Origin of the sequence: Nostoc sp. JL31 (assembly GCF_017114965.1) — a bacterium.
GTDB lineage: Bacteria > Cyanobacteriota > Cyanobacteriia > Cyanobacteriales > Nostocaceae > Nostoc > Nostoc punctiforme_A.
Genome location: NZ_JABXKO010000048.1, coordinates 1 through 17,450, shown reverse-complemented (window position 1 = coordinate 17,450; position 17,450 = coordinate 1). Strand labels below are relative to the sequence as shown.

14 protein-coding genes are annotated in these 17,450 nt (G+C 40.8%); 4 read left to right on the top strand and 10 right to left on the bottom strand.

Annotated elements, in window-relative coordinates; translation table 11 throughout:
• Positions 1-499: 499 nt before the first annotated feature.
• A complete protein-coding gene (locus tag HWQ43_RS12530; protein ID WP_292733693.1) occupies positions 500-1,942 on the bottom strand; it encodes a lipopolysaccharide assembly protein LapB in 1,443 nt (480 codons plus the stop codon).
• Complete coding sequence (locus HWQ43_RS12525) at positions 1,899-3,251, bottom strand: AAA family ATPase (RefSeq protein ID WP_292733691.1); 1,353 nt, start codon at positions 3,249-3,251, stop codon at positions 1,899-1,901. The genes HWQ43_RS12530 and HWQ43_RS12525 overlap by 44 nt, the downstream gene beginning before the upstream one ends.
• A gap of 277 nt (positions 3,252-3,528) precedes the next feature.
• Here HWQ43_RS12525 and HWQ43_RS12520 point away from each other — a divergent pair, with 277 nt between their 5' ends.
• Positions 3,529-4,113 (top strand): Npun_F5749 family FMN-dependent PPOX-type flavoprotein, encoded by a 585-nt coding sequence (locus HWQ43_RS12520; RefSeq protein WP_292733688.1) that lies wholly within the window; start codon positions 3,529-3,531, stop codon positions 4,111-4,113.
• A gap of 113 nt (positions 4,114-4,226) precedes the next feature.
• Here the strand turns inward: HWQ43_RS12520 and cysE are convergent, their stop codons facing one another.
• From cysE to HWQ43_RS12480, 8 genes are all read right to left on the bottom strand, one after another.
• A complete protein-coding gene (gene cysE, locus HWQ43_RS12515; RefSeq protein ID WP_292733685.1) occupies positions 4,227-4,991 on the bottom strand; it encodes a serine O-acetyltransferase in 765 nt (254 codons plus the stop codon).
• Between the two features lie 210 nt (positions 4,992-5,201).
• The gene (locus HWQ43_RS12510; protein ID WP_292733683.1) at positions 5,202-5,693 is read right to left on the bottom strand and encodes a hypothetical protein; all 492 of its coding nucleotides are present in this window, start codon (positions 5,691-5,693) and stop codon (positions 5,202-5,204) included.
• A 164-nt stretch (positions 5,694-5,857) separates the two neighbouring features.
• Positions 5,858-6,337 carry a nucleotide exchange factor GrpE gene (gene grpE / locus HWQ43_RS12505; RefSeq protein ID WP_292733682.1) on the bottom strand — a complete coding sequence of 160 codons (480 nt, stop codon included), beginning with the start codon at positions 6,335-6,337 and terminating at the stop codon, positions 5,858-5,860.
• Complete coding sequence (locus HWQ43_RS12500) at positions 6,330-6,944, bottom strand: molecular chaperone DnaJ (RefSeq protein WP_292733680.1); 615 nt, start codon at positions 6,942-6,944, stop codon at positions 6,330-6,332. The genes grpE and HWQ43_RS12500 overlap by 8 nt, the downstream gene beginning before the upstream one ends.
• Before the next feature lie 13 nt (positions 6,945-6,957).
• A complete protein-coding gene (locus tag HWQ43_RS12495; protein ID WP_292733678.1) occupies positions 6,958-9,687 on the bottom strand; it encodes a peptidase M, neutral zinc metallopeptidase site in 2,730 nt (909 codons plus the stop codon).
• On the bottom strand, positions 9,684-10,196 hold the full coding sequence (locus HWQ43_RS12490; protein ID WP_292733675.1) for a LysM peptidoglycan-binding domain-containing protein: 513 nt from the start codon (positions 10,194-10,196) through the stop codon (positions 9,684-9,686). The genes HWQ43_RS12495 and HWQ43_RS12490 overlap by 4 nt, the downstream gene beginning before the upstream one ends.
• A complete protein-coding gene (locus tag HWQ43_RS12485) occupies positions 10,193-12,415 on the bottom strand; it encodes an Hsp70 family protein (RefSeq protein ID WP_292733672.1) in 2,223 nt (740 codons plus the stop codon). Before HWQ43_RS12485 ends, HWQ43_RS12490 begins: the two co-directional genes overlap by 4 nt.
• A gap of 220 nt (positions 12,416-12,635) precedes the next feature.
• Positions 12,636-14,294 (bottom strand): DUF3352 domain-containing protein, encoded by a 1,659-nt coding sequence (locus HWQ43_RS12480; protein WP_292733669.1) that lies wholly within the window; start codon positions 14,292-14,294, stop codon positions 12,636-12,638.
• Between the two features lie 158 nt (positions 14,295-14,452).
• On the opposite strand from HWQ43_RS12480, the gene HWQ43_RS12475 reads away from it, so the two are divergent.
• The 3 genes from HWQ43_RS12475 (at position 14,453) to HWQ43_RS12465 (ending at position 17,176) form a co-directional block, all read left to right on the top strand.
• Complete coding sequence (locus HWQ43_RS12475) at positions 14,453-14,785, top strand: rhodanese-like domain-containing protein (protein ID WP_292733666.1); 333 nt, start codon at positions 14,453-14,455, stop codon at positions 14,783-14,785.
• A gap of 467 nt (positions 14,786-15,252) precedes the next feature.
• Positions 15,253-16,404 (top strand): heat-inducible transcriptional repressor HrcA, encoded by a 1,152-nt coding sequence (gene hrcA / locus HWQ43_RS12470; protein WP_292733663.1) that lies wholly within the window; start codon positions 15,253-15,255, stop codon positions 16,402-16,404.
• A gap of 97 nt (positions 16,405-16,501) precedes the next feature.
• Positions 16,502-17,176: a DUF2834 domain-containing protein gene (locus HWQ43_RS12465; RefSeq protein ID WP_292733660.1), complete on the top strand. Its 675-nt coding sequence runs from the start codon at positions 16,502-16,504 to the stop codon at positions 17,174-17,176.
• The last annotated feature ends 274 nt before the right edge of the window (positions 17,177-17,450 follow it).

Genomic DNA, 17,450 nt, shown 5'->3' with positions numbered 1-17,450 from the left:
AGTTTACTTTGACGCATTCATTGACCTTGCTACAATTCATATCTGGATTAACAAACTATTATTAGTGGGATAGGTTCATCAAAATCTATTAATGAAATAAATCCCATAATCACGAAGACGCGATAAATCGCGTCTTTTGCCTTCACCGAACAACATTGCGAGCTTCACAAATGAAGCTCCGAGGTTCATCAACGAAGCTCAAAGGTTCACGAATGAAGCTCCGAGGTTCATTAACGGAGTTCAAAGACTCATTCACGAAGCTCTGAGGTTCATTAACGAAGCTCAAAGGTTCACGAATGAAGCTCTGAGGTTCATCAACGAAGCTCAAAGGTTCATTAATGGAGTTCAAAAACTCATTCACGAGTATAAAAGACTCGTCCGCAAGTATAAAAGACTCGCTCACGAGTATCAAAGACTCATTACAGCAGTTTTCATTTACTTAAATCACACTCTCGCGTTCTTCTCTGCGCCTCTGCGTGAGACAAAAATATTTCAGTAATTACGAATTACGAATTACCCTATCAAGACTTGCACTCACACTTTCAGCATCCGGTGACTTCAATCGCTGCAAAATCTCTAAAGCTGGTTGCAAATAGGATATCGCTTTAGTATATTCACCCTGTTTTTCTGCCAAATGCCCTAACCCCCACAGAGCCATTGCTTTCGTTTGGACATCACCAATGCGTTCTGTTATTTCCAAAGACTGATTGTAGAGTGCGATCGCTTCATCCACTTCTCCTTTGTTGGCGTAGATACGTCCCAGTTCGTGCAACGTGGCCGCTTTCGTTTGGACATCACCAATGCGTTCTGTTATTTCCAAAGACTGATTGTAGAGTGCGATCGCTTCATCCACTTCTCCTTTGTTGGCGTAGATACGTCCCAGTTCGTGCAACGTGGCCGCTTTCGTTTGGACATCACCAATGCGTTCTGTTATTTCCAAAGACTGATTGTAGAGTGCGATCGCTTCATCCACTTCTCCTTTGTTGGCGTAGATACGTCCCAGTTCGTGCAACGTGGCCGCTTGCCCTTGGACATTACCAATACGTTCAGTTATTTCCAAAGACTGATTGCAGAGTGCGATCGCTTCATCCATATCCCCTTTGTTGGCGTAGATACCTGCTAGTGCATGCAGAACGCTGCCTTTTATTCCTGCTAAATTTTCATCTTCTTCAGTTAACTTCAAAGCTTTTTGCAAAAAATCTTCTGCTTTTTCTGCCTCGCCAATACTCCTATAAGCTACCCCTAACTCTTTCAAAATATTAATGCGGGTACGTACATTAGTTGATTCTTCCATAAGCAAGCGCTCAAGTAAATCAATCCGCTCTTGCCTTTCTGGTAAATCTAAACTTCCTAATATTCTCTCAGACTGAATAGTTTTTTCAATAGCCAAGTCTTGAGTAGACTGGACAGTTTGAAAATAAAATACTCCTTTTCTCCATGCCCAAAAATCTGGGGCATATTTTGCCAAACGTGTTAGAGCATGATCTGGCAGAAATATCAGTATAGGGTGAGGAACACTATTAGTAAAAGCGTCTCGGACAAAGTTCAAGTCTTGCAGTACAGGTGGATATTCTCCAGATAAACCAATAGACTTTTCTAAACCGATAACAATTAATACTAGTTTTTTATCTGGTTCTAAATGAATTTCTTTTAAATCATGAATAATCTCATCCCTTAAAAAACGCAAATTAGGAGCAGCAAAATTGAAAATTTCAAATTGAATATCATGACATCGAGGATGGTTGTCGAGGATTTCAATTAAAGTAGTTCTATCTTGTTCAAAGTTAACCGCAACGAACCCAATCGTTAACTGAGTGTCAGCAAAGTCAATAAAGGTTAACAGTTCCGCTAATGACTGCTGATTTCTTTGCAAAAAAGTTTCTTTTTCTAAATTTAAATCATGGGTTACTCGTAGCTGATTTGAGTGCTTCTTGGAAAGCATGGATTTGCCTCACAACTGGATTAACATAATTCCAGCGATTTTTGCCGTTGTACTCAAAAACCCAAAGACTGAACAGCATTAACCTGCCGATTTCATCTTTAGAAACATCCTTATTTACACATACCGCAGCCAACGCCGAATAGTATTCTGTTGATATACTCCGCTCAAAATTAAACTGTTCTTGCTTAATTGCATAAATGATATCATCGGCAGTAACTTTTTCGTGATCGCGAGTTGCTGCTGTAATAAATGCTTTTGATGCTATTTGCATCAATTGACGGATGTGACCGCCGCTTGCTTTGGCTAAATCTACCAATAGTTGACGCGATTCAAACACTGCGTCTACTTCAACTCTTTGTTCAATTAAACTCGTAATTGCTGTTATACCATCATCATTATGATCTAGATCGGTTTTGTCTTGTTCAAACTCATATATGTTGACCATCGGCACAATATTGGGTGTGTCGAAGGTATTAGCCAAATTATTTTCAGAATAGACTATAGAAATTGGCGCTGTATAGATAATCGTACAATGTAGGCTTTGTAATTGAAAGGCGTAATCGCAAAATAAGTGTTTAGCTACATTTGGAGGCACTCTGTCTAAATTATCAAAAATAATTAAAAATCCTTTTTCATATTCAGGATATTTTGATTTAAGCTTGACAAAAGCATCACCTAGCAACAAATTTATATCTGCTTGTAAACGACCAATATCTTTTTGTAAATTCTGACGAACCGTCTTTCTTTGTTTGTCAGCACCTTTAATTTGAGCCTGTATTTTACCCAATAGCTTTGAAAGAAAGGGAATTTTTATTCCTGCTTCTGCCTCAGCACCGATACTTACTGATCTTTCAACTGTTTGTTCCGTTTCTTGAGTAATCTCTTTAAACCAAGACTCAAAATTATTTAAAAGTTTGGCATCAAAATTTAATCCCGATGTGTATAAGACATCAGCAACTTTTTTAATAATTACCAAATATAAATCTGTGTATTCTGCGTCTAATATATCTAGTTCAGCGTCGGCTTCTATATAAATAACCTTATATTGAGATTCCCATTCCTGCTGAATCTTCCTTAATTCTGTACTTTTACCGCATCCCCGATGTCCAGTAAATAGAAGACTACAAAATTCTGCTGGTTCAAGAAAATCTAAGCGTTTTTTAACAGTATTAATTGCCTCTGTCTTGCGAACTTTTGATAAATCAACATAATAACGTTCGATATCTCTATTACTAACTAGAGGAGCTACATCACAAACACGAAAAGCAGCTTTGAGGGTATTAGCACGATTAGCAGGTAGGGAACTCATCAGATATTATTTATATGAATAATTTATGTATGCATATTTTACAGCACTGGAATCTTAAAGCTTCTTAGCGTTTGAGGGTATTAGCACGATTAGCAGGTAGGGAACTCATCAGATATTATTTATATGAATAATTTATGTATGCATATTTTACAGCACTGGAATCTTAAAGCTTCTTAGCGTTAGAGAACTTTTAGGAATTACTGGCGCTCAACCAAGAGTATTGAAGTGGTAGGATGTTCAAGAATACCTGGCGCTAAATTACCAACAGAATTGTATAATGTCTCTTGCTCCTTGGCGAGGTGCGATCGCTCATGCACTCCATCGCAACCGCAGCCTTGTTTATGCCCGTTACCTGCAATTGGCAACAGTACAGGCAAACGGTCGCCCCGCTAATCGTACCCTAGTCTTTCGCGGCTTTCTGGAAGATACAAACCAGCTAAAATTTATCACCGATAACCGTAGCGCCAAAGCCGATCAGATACAGCAACAACCTTGGGCAGAAATTTGCTGGTACTTCCCCAATACACGAGAACAATTCCGCATCACTGGCTGTTTGACTCTGGTAAGCGGTGATGATTCTGATCGGGATCTACAACCAGCAAGGATCGCAATGTGGCAAGAATTAAGTGATGCGGCGCGTTTACAGTTTGCTTGGCCGCATCCTGGAAAACTCAGAGTTGAAAACCCAGAAGCTTTTGCACCACCAGCACCCGAACCCGTGCAGCCAGTGCCTAATTTTTGTTTACTGCTACTCGATCCGGTGCAGGTAGATCACTTAGAATTACGTGGCGAACCACAAAATCGATGTCTTTACCACCGTAACGATCAGCAAGAGTGGTCTAGCCAAGCGATTAATCCTTAAATATTGGAATAGAGACGCGATTAATTGCGTCTCTACAGGAGTTAGGAGTTGGAAACTGCAAACCTGCATTTATGATTTTTATTCCTCACTCCTGACTCTTAACTTCTCACTTTTTAAATGCCAGCACCATCTAGAAATTCCTGGATAGTCTTATCCTTGAGGTTACACCAGCGACTATCGTGGATTAGCTCATCCTCTTTCGCTGCTAAACAACCCACTAAAACAGGAGTTTTTTCTGAAGAATTGGTGCGCTGAAGAGTTTTTATTTGTTCTTCCAACGCCTCAATGCGGTCTACTAAAGCACGAATTACTTGAGCTTCTGAATCTGGTAAGTTATTGTGTTCAAGAGGTGAAACCCTAACTCCAGAACGATACATAATGCGCCCAGGCACACCTACCACAGTACAGTCTGAAGGCACATCTCTTAAAACAACAGAACCAGCACCAATACGGACATTATTGCCAATTTGGATATTGCCCAGTACCTTCGCTCCAGCTCCGACTACGACATTTTCACCCACAGTAGGATGGCGCTTACCACATTCTTTACCAGTACCCCCAAGGGTGACACCTTGATAAATTAGAGCATAGTCTCCCACGATCGCAGTTTCACCAATTACTACACCCATCCCGTGGTCAATAAACACACTTTGCCCAATTGTTGCACCAGGGTGGATTTCAATTCCAGTCAAAAACCGAGCCAAGTGAGAAATCAGGCGCGGAATAAAGGGAAGACCAACACTATACAGCCAGTGAGCCAGCCTATGGAATAACAGGGCTTGCAAACCAGGGTAACAAAATAAAACTTCCAACCAGTTACGGGCAGCTGGGTCACGTTCAAATATGATACGAAAGTCAGCACGCAGTATAGATAGCACGAGATAGCACCCTCGGAAAGCACAACAAGCTACTCTCCCATATTATCCTCTCAGGTGTTACACCTAAAAATTGGGAATGGGGCATTGGGCATTGGGCATGGAGAAGAGACAAAGGAGACAAGGAAGAAGGGGGAGACAAAGGAGAGATTTTCAATATATTCCTGCTTGTCCCCCTTGTCCCCCTCATCTCCACATTCTCTACTCCCCAATTCACTGCTGCTCCACTTTCAGAGTATAATCACGCTTGACTCCAGGATTAAATGTACCTACCCAAATCCGATAGTTGCCCTTTTTCCAGTTGCGATCGCTAACACTAGCATCTTTACTTTTACCAGTATCATCGCCGCAACGAATTGTTGTTTTATCTGGGCCTTGGATGATTAAAGTGGTGTCGTTGTTGTTGCTATCAACTTGGATTGTTAGCTGGGAAAAGTCTTTTTCCAAAACCATAATGTGATCTGGTTGGGGATCGGCAAAGCCAATACAGGCTTTTTGATCGCGATCGCGGTTACTGATAGCAGACAAAGAGTAAGAACCACCTGTAAAACCCTGCACTGTTCCTTGTGCTGAATCAAAGTTTGTTGATAAATGCAAAGTGTCAAAGTTCGCTGTCTGTGCTATTGCAGGGGTAGCTGTGATGGCAGTAAGTATAGCCAACAGCCAACTGCTTCTAAACTGAAGTCGGGGGCGACGGTATTTCATAGTAGCCCTCCAACAGGCTTTTAAATTAGTGATGATATATACATATTCTAGTGAAAAAAATCCAGTGAAATTTCAGTTGGGTGTGCCACATTCAAATGTGCCACAGTTAATGTTTTGGAAACTGGACAGCTAATTGCTAGGTTATTTCTCGATCTAGACAGCAGCTACAATTCCCCAAGTGATGATTTAGATGTGATTACCTCTGCTGGACGCAGGATTTTCTCTTTTAAAGAAAACCCTCGACGAACTATTTTAGTAATTGTTTGGTCTGGTATATCATTTCTGATTTCGCGATCAACAACACGGCACAAATTGAAATCTGGTTGCTTACTTTGCAGTTCTATAGGTAAAACTTGGCGCTTTTTTAGTACACTAAGAAACTTACGATTAACTGCTCCTACAGACTTGGGTAAACGCTGGAGAAATTCTGGGTTGGGGTCGGCGTTGTTTTCCAGATAGTCCAGCAATGCTTCTAGTGCGTCAGAAATTTCTAGCAATTCTAAAAATAAATCTTCTGTGTCTGCTGCGGTTTGGGTTTGCTGTTCTCGCAAGGACTGTTGTAGTAGAACTTTTTCTTTTTGGAGATTGCCAAATTCTTGTTTAAGCCAGTCGCGCTTCTCTTGGCTGAGAATCAAATTAGACATGTGAAACCTCTTTTGATAACATCAGTAAAGTATTAGTTGCCCAACTTTGCACTTGCGGATGGGTATGGCTAGTCAAAAGCTGACAAAGTGCAATCGCTCTTTTTAAGTTTCCACTCATCTGATAGGCTCTGACTAGCCATATTTGGACTTGAATGTAATCTTTGCTGTTGTGGTCTGTACAACCTTGGCAGTAGTCTTCGAGGTGTTTTATCGCTTTGGGGTAAAGTCCCTCTTTACAAGCTGTAATGCCCTCAATGAATAGTTCTGATAAGTTTATAGGCAAAGGCTCTCGCTCTAGGCGTTCTTCTTCTGCTGATTGAGCGATCGCTTGCTCTAATGCATCGAATTCTGACAATAAGACCAGTGTAGGTGCTGGTTGAAGCAAAGGCGATAAATCGCTATATTTGAAGTTTTTAATAGTGGGTAGTATGGGACGCAAATAGTCGCCTATAATACGTTCCTCTGGTTTCAGTAAGCTTTTTTGAGCTTTAGCAATGATATCCACAGGATGCTTTTTTTGCTTCATTGCCACCGCTACAGCTTTTGCAATTTCAGCTTTTGATGCTGCTGGGGATACACCCAGAATGTCATAAGGATTATATTCCATTAGATACCTTTAATTAACGAATCTTTAGACTGTGATAAATTTCTTGAAAAGCAGGTTCATCTGGACAAAGTTCATAAGCCCAGCGACCTAATTGCTGAATCAAATCAAAAGATAAATCGCGGTTTTGAATACCTTTAAGCAAGGTTTTAATAAAAAAGTCAGCTACATAATGACGAATAGAGTTATGTTGTGAGTATTTGGCACGATGAATGGCTTCATCAAAGCGATCACATTTCATCAGATTTTCAATATCCTTCAGTTCTTGGCTAAATCTATAAACTTCTTGGACATTTGGATCATCTGGACAGAGTTCATAAGCCCAATAGCCTAATTGATAAATATCTTCAAATCCTAAATCCCGATTTTGGAAACCTTTGATTAATATTTTTACACAAATATCTGACACAATATTACGTAGACGTTGGTGCTGGGATTCTTTAGCACATTGAACAGCTTCTTCAAATTTATTCTTTTTTAGTAAATTGTCAATTAATTCTAATTCTTGGTTAAATTTAATTCTCTCGATTAGGTCAATTACAATAGGATTTTGATTGTCAATTCCTTTAATTTTTTGTAGTTCTCTCAGCGCTATTTCTGATGAAATTTGTTCATTAGCAATTTGTTCGCGTATTTGTTCCGCCTTATACTCAGCTAGATAACTTCTAGCATCTCGACTTTCTAAAAGGTCGTACCAAAACTGGGCAAACTCTAAATGCTCTTGAAATTCTGATATTATTTGACGTTGCAATCCACAAAGTCTGTCTATTTCTTGTTGCCAATCTTTACTAGCTTTAATTTCTGGCTTTGCTTGCTTCAGAGAAATAATTGCCTTTTGCCATTTTTGCTGCTGTAGTTGATAGCAACCTTCATGGTAAGCGACAAATTTCTGAGCAAATGTTGCGATATCAGACTTATCTGTAGTTGAGGGTTTAAGTTGAATTGCTCTTTGATAATCTCCTTCTAAACAAGCAGCAACAGCCAATCCCCAATTTGTATAAAGGGAATTTAAAATTTTTTGGTGAGCATTTATCCTACTGTTGTAACTACCTTGCCACTCAGGAAGGTATTGCTGATAACAACTAGGTGTAATAAATACATCTTTTATTTTCATTCCCCATTGTGATGGCTCACCCATAAGGTTTAGAGATACTAATTCTAATCTATACCAATCGCGTAAATTAAAATATTCAAGAATATTTTTATCTTTCCAAGTATCTATTAATGCTGCTATCCGGCGTTTTAGTTCTAAAGAGACTGAGGAAAAATCTACAGGTTTATTTTCTAACCAAGGCACATCTTGAAGGCTTGGATCTTCAGTTATATTTGCCAGCGCTGTTGAAAATGAAATTATCACATTTAACAATTTTATAGGGTCAGTTTTAGCAAGATAATAACTTGCTATTGCCCAATTATGTAATGTGGTAATATTAGGCTGTACAATCCAGGCTTCTTCAGCTTTATCAGCAATAATTCTCCAATTTTTTTCTTGCCATACTTCAACTTCTAAACGTGGCTGAATATGTTCATTGAGATTTTTCTCGACTAACGGATCGGAACCAAATTTTTGGATAAATTCTGTACTTTCTGTTTTAGCATTCTGCCAATTTTCAGCCTTTACTAGCTGCTCTATATTCTGTAGTCTTAGCAGGCGTTGACGTTGTGAAAGGTTTTTGATAACCTCTCGTTGCTTGGCAATGTTAGTGGTAGTCAGCCCAAGCCATTCTTTATAAGCTACCTGTAAATCTTCTTGTTGGGCATAAGCAAATCCACGTAGGTAAGCAGCTTGTTCTCCAGGTATAGCTTCTAGATGAGTTAGTGCGATCGCCCATGCCTGAGTTTTAATTGCCATAAGTGCTAACCGAATTTGGCAGGATGTAGAGTTAGGCAAGAGCAATTTAGCATTTTTATAAAGAGATGCAGCCGCTTTAAAATCACCTGCTTTTTCTGCTGCTAGCCCTTGGCGAAACTGTTCTCTTCCTTTTAGTGTTTTTTGTAGCTTTTGGAGTAAATCAATTCCGTCAGGGCGAGAAAATTTAGCCAGGGCATTTTTTAAAAGTGCGATCGCTCCCTGTAATCTTCCTTCACTTTCAGCTTGTTGCACCTTTTGAAAAGCAGCATCATAAATTTCTTCTTGTTGAACTTGAGCAAGACTTGCAGCGATCGCCTGTCGTAGAGACTCCGTAGAATAAAGCTTTTCAGCCTCTCGGTAAACTGCGATAGCATTTTTATAAAACAGATTTTCTGCCTGAGACTGTGCCTGTCTCACTAAAGTCAGAAACTGCTGTCGCCGTTGCAGTTCTTGTTGGTACTGCTTGATTAGCCGCGAGATGCGATCATCGTGGATAATTTTGGTACAGCGCTGATAAATCGCGATCCCATTTGCAAGCGCTTCCGTTTCTAAAGGATCGCCCGTATCTTGCTTGAGAATGGTTTTAGCATTAGCAGCTAGTTTATCTACTTCTGCCACTTGATAGCGCCACTGCTTTAGTTGCTGAGTAAGGTTATCTAACAGCTTACCCAGTAGCAATTGACAAATCAAACGCTCCCAAAAACCTGGTTTTCTAGACCAGACGGCGAGAGCTTTTTCTGCAATCATTACTGCTTCTCGCAGGTGTTTTTTTTGGGCTAATTGTGCTGCTTTCTCGCTGGCTTCTTTAGTCTGTGGTGCTTGCTTCCAGACATCAACAATAGCCACTCCCAACAAAGTTTTAGTTAAAGCGTTCAAGCTATCAAGGATGCTCATCTAGCCCTCTCCTTGCAATTGGGAATTTTTAACACATCCCCTACGTCTATATCATTTTCCCGTCCTTTGAGTTGGGGGTTAGCTTTAACCATTACTTGCCAAGAGGTTCCTTTGCCACAAAATTTTTCAGCGATCGCGCTGAGGTGATCTCCCAATTTGACAGTATAGGTAACTGGTTTTGGGGGTTCCTTAGTGGTAACAGGGGCAGTATTAACTGGTAGTTTTGGGCGATCGCTAATAACTGGATTGGGAGAAGAGACAGTTAATGTGTGTAACTGTGGTTGCAGGAATATAAAACTGCCTATTGCTCCCAACGCAATCCCGATAATCAGCAGGAGTAAAGCAACTCCTAGTTGCCATTTGGTAATTTTTAATTGTCGCAGTGGGTTTTCCACCTGCGGTAATTCTTTGAGCATCCGAATTACAGAAAGATCGGTATCACAGTTAGGACAAGTGTCACCTTCAATTTCTTGGTAATCACACACAGGACAGTTCAGCTTAATCTTCATCGCATTAGTCCTGTGACAATGCTGTTGCTGGGTAAATCCTCATTTAGCCAATGCTTGACATCTGGTTGCAATTCACTCCACAAGCGATTAGCTTCCTGTCCATCATCACTTTCCATAGCGCCAAGCATCCGAGAAAGTTTGTCAGACATGGCATTTGCTTGAGTCGGTGCAACCGCGTAGGCTTGACGAATTGCTAAAAGACAAGCTTGAATTAACTGGACTTCATCAGGTAGATTGTCAAGTTCTCTTCTTGCATCTTCACTCTTAGACTTCATCTTAGAGAGGTTATTGGTGTCGATGGCATCTTGCAATTCTTGACTCAGCTTTTGCAATCGTTCCTGCTGTGGTTGGGGAATTATCGAGCCGCAAAGTTTAACTACGCGATCGCACTGATTGGCAAGAGACTCAGCTTCTAGGCGTTCCTTAGACATGGATACCTGAAATTTTTGCAAGTTTGCATCAGCGTCATTGCGTAAATAGCCGCGTTCCTCTCCCGTATCCGGATCGATGATTTTGTTGGCTGACTCCACGACTGGCAAGGCTAACTTCAGCGCTTCTTCCACACCGAGAGGAGTTAGGTTTTGGTTATTGAGTTCTGCGATCGTTTTTTCTAATTCCTTATATATCTTCTCGTCTGAGCCTCCCCGCGAAAAGGTGCAACTCACTCTCTCTGAAGGGGCATTTTTCAATGTCGCAGTCATCTTTAGCCCACTATTTTTTTCATCTAACTCCAAGTTGACTAAAACTTCTGTCCCGCGTGGATAGGATTGGTTTAAACCCAACCAAATATCTCCAATACTGTTATCTTCATATATGTCATCCAAATCTTGCCTTACTTGATCGGGGCTGATAAATTGCAAGTGAATCAAACGTTGTCCATCAGCAACAGTTTTAAAAGTGTGGGATGTAGTCACTGGTAAGATATCACCCCTCTGAAGTACTTTCTCTTTGTTCTCTTTGCCATCCACCAGCTTGATAAAATAATCACGAGAAACTGTTGTGACTTTCTCTGTTAGTCCAGCCGCGACAATTGCTGCACCCTCCGCCACCGCATACATCGGACGGGGATGCACTACTACTTTATCGGCTCCACAAGCTTCTCTGACTTTGCGTTGGACTACAGGAATCTGGCAAGAACCGCCAACCAATAACACTACATCTACCATTTCTAAATGATGTTCAGCGTCTTGTAGTGCTTGGCGGCAAATTTGAATTGATCGCTCTACCAAATCAGAAATTAGTTCCTCAAATTGCTCGCGGGTGATTTCTACTTCAATGGGAATGGCAATTCCTAATTCATCTAATAATTGAGTCGCAGGAGCAATGCAAGATACTGTAGCAGTGCTTAGTTCAACTTTGGCGCGTTCTACTGCTAACTTCAAATCGGCATTAAATCGCACCCGTTGATAGTGGGGCATTTTGGCAATCAAGCCATCAATATCAGCAATTCCTTCTTCCTGGGCAAATTGCTGTTTAACAAACTTTATGATCCGAGAGTCAATGTCATCTCCTCCCAACCATAAATCTCCAGCTTTTCCCAGTTCAATAAATGAAGTTCCTGCTGCTTGAATCACCGAAGCATCAAATGTACCACCGCCAAAGTCAAAAACTAAAATTGTTTTAAAATCTTCCCCAGTTGGAGAAAAGCCGTAAGATATGGCCGCGGCTGTGGGTTCCGGTAGCAGTTCCAAAGGAGTGATTCCAGCTTTAAGTGCAGCTGTGCGGGTAGCATGGCGTTGTTTGTCGTTGAAGTAAGCGGGAATGGTAATAACTGCTTGATCTATGACTTCGCCTGTTTTACCAAATCCTTGGCGATAAGTTTGGGCATTTTGCACAACTTTTTTGAGAATTTCAGCAGAAATATCCTCTGGCTGATATTCTTTACCTCCTAGCCAAACTGCAATACCGTTGTCTGTTCCCTGACTAGGTTGAGCAATTTTGTAACCAAATTCTGACTTTTGTTTTTGTACAGCTGGATCGCCAAAACCTCGTCCTATTAGGCGCTTGATGGAAACAACCACGTTTTCAGGATTAGCCCTGAGTTGGTTGTAAGCTGGATCTCCTACCAAAAATTTATTTTGCTCACAAGAAACAACCGATCGCGTCAATTTCCTATCTGGGGGCGTGTTATCGTTAGCTGTCACCACTTCCACTTCTGCTAACTTAAAAGCAGCGACAGAATTAGTCGTCCCTAAATCAATGCCAATTGCCTTGCCCATTACCGATCGCTACCTGGGTCTTGTGTAAATTGTTTCTGATGTATTTGAAACTCACTGCTACATCGAACCTAAATTTCTAAGCCAGCAGCCAGTACCTATCCAAAGATTACAAATACAAATAGCAAATGCTACAGAAAATCTACGTAAATATCATGGGATAAGAAAATACAGAAGGCAAAATAATTTTTCACCTTCTGCACTTTCAGCTTTGATGAAAATCTTACGAATTACCGAGTTGGAAGAAAACACCACCTTTGAGCGATCGCGTGTCAGTTCCATAACTGCTAACTGTGAGCGATCGCAGATTATTAAAAAACGGTTTCCCTAAAACTTCCACTAACTTGAGAACAGGCACTTGACGCTCTAGCAAATTCTGGCTCTTTGTCCAGTCAAGATATATATAGCCTTGGTTTGGTAGGGGAATTGCAGCAATACTATCTTTGAAATTGGGATTGTCAATTAAGAAATTATCCTTGGATGTGAGGATTTCATCCATCGTTTCTAAGTCAGAGGTGAAAATTTCGTAATTTCCTAAGTTTGTATGTAATCCCAACACTTTTGTTTCAATACTGAAGGATGTTCCCTCTTTAACATCACTTTTTTTTGTAGCCGTAGTTAACTCTGTCCAAGCAAAGATTTTTTGCTTGGACAGAGTTAGGGGATTAATACTGAGTCCATTTGATGAGGCGATCGCATCTAATCGAGCAATACCTTTTTCCACACTCTCGGATTTTTCTACTACAAAAATCCAATGAGGGGTTGTTTGCTCTTTCGCAGGTAACAATGCTATGGCATATTCTCCTTGTACCCAGCTAAAAACATCCTCTGGTAAGTTTATACCCCAGCGTTTTTGAACATCCGCCAAAGGTTTTGCTAAACGAGAAACCACATCTTCCCCAGAACCATATATGGTAGCTGTTGCTTGTTTCCAGAGTTTGGCTAAATCACTATCACCCAAATTACTCAAATTTGAGCCGGAAATTGCTAAACCTGCGGATGCTGGAACATACTGCAATGCTTCCACAGGTTTAGATAACGGTGCAGATGGAGGGACAATTTCCGATGAAGTCAAAAAGGTGGTTTCTGCCAGCAATCCTTTGGGATTCAACACCAAGGATATGATTTGACTGTTATAAAGTTGTTCTGGTAATTCTAAGCCTTGCCATTTTGCCACGATGGGAAGATTCAAGAACGCTACAGCTAAACCTCCTTTGATTTGTTCTCTGATGGCTTTTTGGTATTCGGGAGAGCTAGTCAAATTAAGATCGGGCGCTTGGACGTTGTTGATAGCATCTCGTAGTACTTTCGGATTGTTGGCAAATAAGACGAAGCCTTCACCGACAACAGCACCAGCAAGCAAGTCTTGTTCTGGTTGAGAATTGTCAGAAATTAGTTTTACACCTTTATATTGTTCAACAGCTAAGGTTGCTCCGGCTAACGCTCGTTTAGAAAACAACAATTCGACAAACTCGCGGCTTTTTTGCGGTTGCTTGGTTGCTAGTGCCAACAAATACCCTGGCTGTTGTCCGTTTTCTGGATCGCGATCGATATCTAAGGTGGTGATAGCTAATGTAATTTCGTCCCCTAACCAGGGTTGAATGTCTTGTTTGTAATCTATGCCACTCTTGGCAAATAAACTGGTTTTGAGTTTAGATAGTTCCTCTTCGCGCTCCAACGCCTGCAAACGGTCAGGATTCGTTAATAATGAAACCATTGCAGGGGAAAGCTTTGACACGAATATGGCTGCACTAGGCCCAGAGGTAGAAGCAATAAGGTTAGCCGGACTTTTCGCGAAAAACCAGTAAAAGCCTGCGATCGCAATTAGCAATGCGATCGCCCCAGCTACGATAAAACCGATAAATGAACGTTGCCTATTCACATTAAACCTATTAAAAAAGACGGTTTACAGCCATTTAAGCAGAAAGCCTAGCAGAATTAATCAACCCTCTTGAGAATGGATACTCATGCAAAGGCAGAGATTTTCTGCCACCATGAATAGGATTAGGACTGTTTATAGGGAATTCTTTTACTCAACCCATGAACCAAATTAGTGTAGAAGAACTGGCGCAACGTCTTTCTTCTAGTGATGCAAGTATTCAGCTAGTAGATGTGCGTGAACCACAAGAATTGGCGATCGCTAGCATTGAGGGCTTTGTCAACCTACCTTTAAGTCAATTTACCGAATGGGGAGATCAAGTACCTACCCTCTTCAATCCCCAAGCCGAAACCTTGGTGTTATGCCACCACGGCATCCGCTCTGCCCAAATGTGCCAGTGGTTGATTGCTCAAGGTTTTACAAATGTGCAAAATATTTCGGGTGGTATTGATGCCTATTCCCAATTAGTAGACCCTTCAATTCCCCAGTATTAGCTTCTGCTCGGATACATCATTCAGATGGAACTTACTCTTCCATCTAACTTTTGCTATGCTAAAGATAGAAGTACATCAATTTAGAGGCTTGCCGGAAAGTTTAAAATTTGGGCATCAAGTACATCTGCACAAAAATGTTGGATTGCTCTAAATTACAGTTCGGTAGTAGCCTCTGAAGAGAATACGTATCTAATAATACTGTTGCAAGCAGAAAATTATGCAAAAGTACGGTTAGAAAAAAGCATCGGAAGGGTACATTATAACTAGCAGCTTTTGCAAAAAAATTGAGCTACTATTTCAACCCTAATCTTAAAAAAATGCTTTGTACATAAACTTTAAAAATACTTATCATAATATAGTTATATAATTTGATACCTTAATAAATTATTAATATTTTCTGTTTTCGATTAAATCCACAAATTTCTTGAGAGTTTGATTAAAATTTGCCTTCAGCAAAACATACCATAATGGAAGTTCAGTTAACAAATCGACAACAGCATATACTTTGGGCAACGGTACGTCACTACATTGCTACGGCAGAGCCAGTTGGTTCAAAGGCTTTGGTTGAGGAGTACGATCTGGGTGTCAGCTCGGCGACAATTCGCAATGTGATGGGCGTTTTAGAAAAGTCTGGATTACTCTACCAACCACACGCTTCTGCTGGACGTGTACCTTCAGATTCAGGCTATCGCATTTATGTTGACCAGTTAATTACACCTTCTCTGCGTTCGCGCAGCGTGTCGCAGACAGACGCTACGCGTAGCTTGCTTCCACAAAGTGGTACGGAAAGTTTAGGGCGAGAAGTAGAGTTGGCACTGCAAAAGCATCTCCAGTGGGAAGATCGGAGTTTAGAAACCCTATTGCAAGGAGCCGCGCAGATTTTAGCAACCTTAAGTGGTTGTATTAGCTTGATCACTTTGCCGCAAACGACCACAGCATTATTGCGACATCTGCAATTAGTGCAAATTGAAGCCGGACGGATCATGCTGATTGTCGTAACTGATGGTTATGAGACACATTCCAAATTGATGGATTTGTCGCCAATACCAGAAGAAACCCAACGAGATTCAGAAGTAATCGATCGCGAGTTGCAGATTGTTTCTAACTTTTTGAATAATCACTTGCGGGGGCGAAGTCTGTTGGAATTAGCCTACCTCAACTGGAGCGAACTCGATCAGGAGTTCCAACGCTACGGGGAATTTTTGAAAAACTCAGTTGCCGAATTGACTCGTCGGACTCTTGCACCGAATGCAACCCAAATTATGGTTCGGGGTGTGTCAGAAGTTTTGCGCCAGCCAGAATTTTCTCAGTTACAGCAGGTACAAACAATTATCCACCTGTTGGAAGAAGAACAAGACCAACTGTGGCGATTAATATTTGAAGAACCAGAACCAGAGGATGGTGGAAAATCAAAGGTAACAGTTCGCATTGGTGCAGAAAATCCATTAGAACCGATACGTACCTGCACCTTGATTTCTTCTAACTATCGCCGAGGTTCGGTACCTGTAGGAAGTGTGGGAGTTTTAGGGCCAACGCGCCTAGATTATGAAAGTGCGATCGCAGTAGTAGCATCTGCTGCTGATTACCTCTCAGAAGCTTTCAGTTATTTCAATCCTTAAATCGTATCAAATGATATTTAGGGATAAACTACTACAGGTGTAAGCGGATATTTATAGCGGCAAAATCAATAATTAATACTATCTACCAAAATCTTTCATGGTTAGAAAAATTGCCTTTAGCTTGCTGTGGCTGGGATTTGTAGCTTATGCTTTTTTCCTCGCGCCTCCCGATCAACCCGGTACATTCGAATTAATTAAAAACCTTTCTATTGGCCAGTGGCAAGGCGTTAACCCGTTAGTCATAGCACTATTCAACCTCATGGGCATCTGGCCTCTTATTTACAGCGCAGTAGTCTTTATTGATGGTAGAGGACAAAAAATACCTGCTTGGCTGTTTTGTACTGCTTCTTTCGCAGTTGGTGCTTTTGCCTTGTTGCCGTACTTAGCTCTTAGAGAACCAAATAATCAGTTTCTCGGTCAAAAGAATACCTTACTCAAGCTACTAGATTCTCGTGTGACTGGTTTTGTGTTAACGGTAGCCACAGTTATTGTAGTTGCCTACGGTTTAACAGGAGGAGATTGGAGCAGTTTTGTGCAAGAGTGGCAAACTAACCGCTTCATCAATGTAATGAGCATAGATTTCTGCTTACTCTCCCTATTATTTCCCACATTGCTAGGGGATGATATGGTGCGTCGCGGTTGGAAAAATCCGCAGTTGTTCTGGTTAATAGTCTTGATACCGCTATTCGGTCCATTGATTTATTTATCTGTGCGTCCACCTTTACAAGAAGTGGGTATAGAGTCCATATCCAAGCAGCCAGCAACGAATTGAAGAATAAAGTGCATTTTTCACAATCCAAAATCTCAAATCCAAAGTGATATCACTAAAGTCCCCGCTTTTTCAAAGGTTTGGGGATTTTCTCTGGGTGCGTAAATCCCAAGAGAAAGTTTTTTCTAAAAGTACTTTACAAAACGCAATAAATTCTTTAAGATGTGTAACAGGTAGTCAAAACTACCTAATTCATCTGCAAATAATCGCATTTATAAAACAATGACAGCAACCTTACAACGTCGCGAAAGCGCCAACGTATGGGATCGATTCTGCG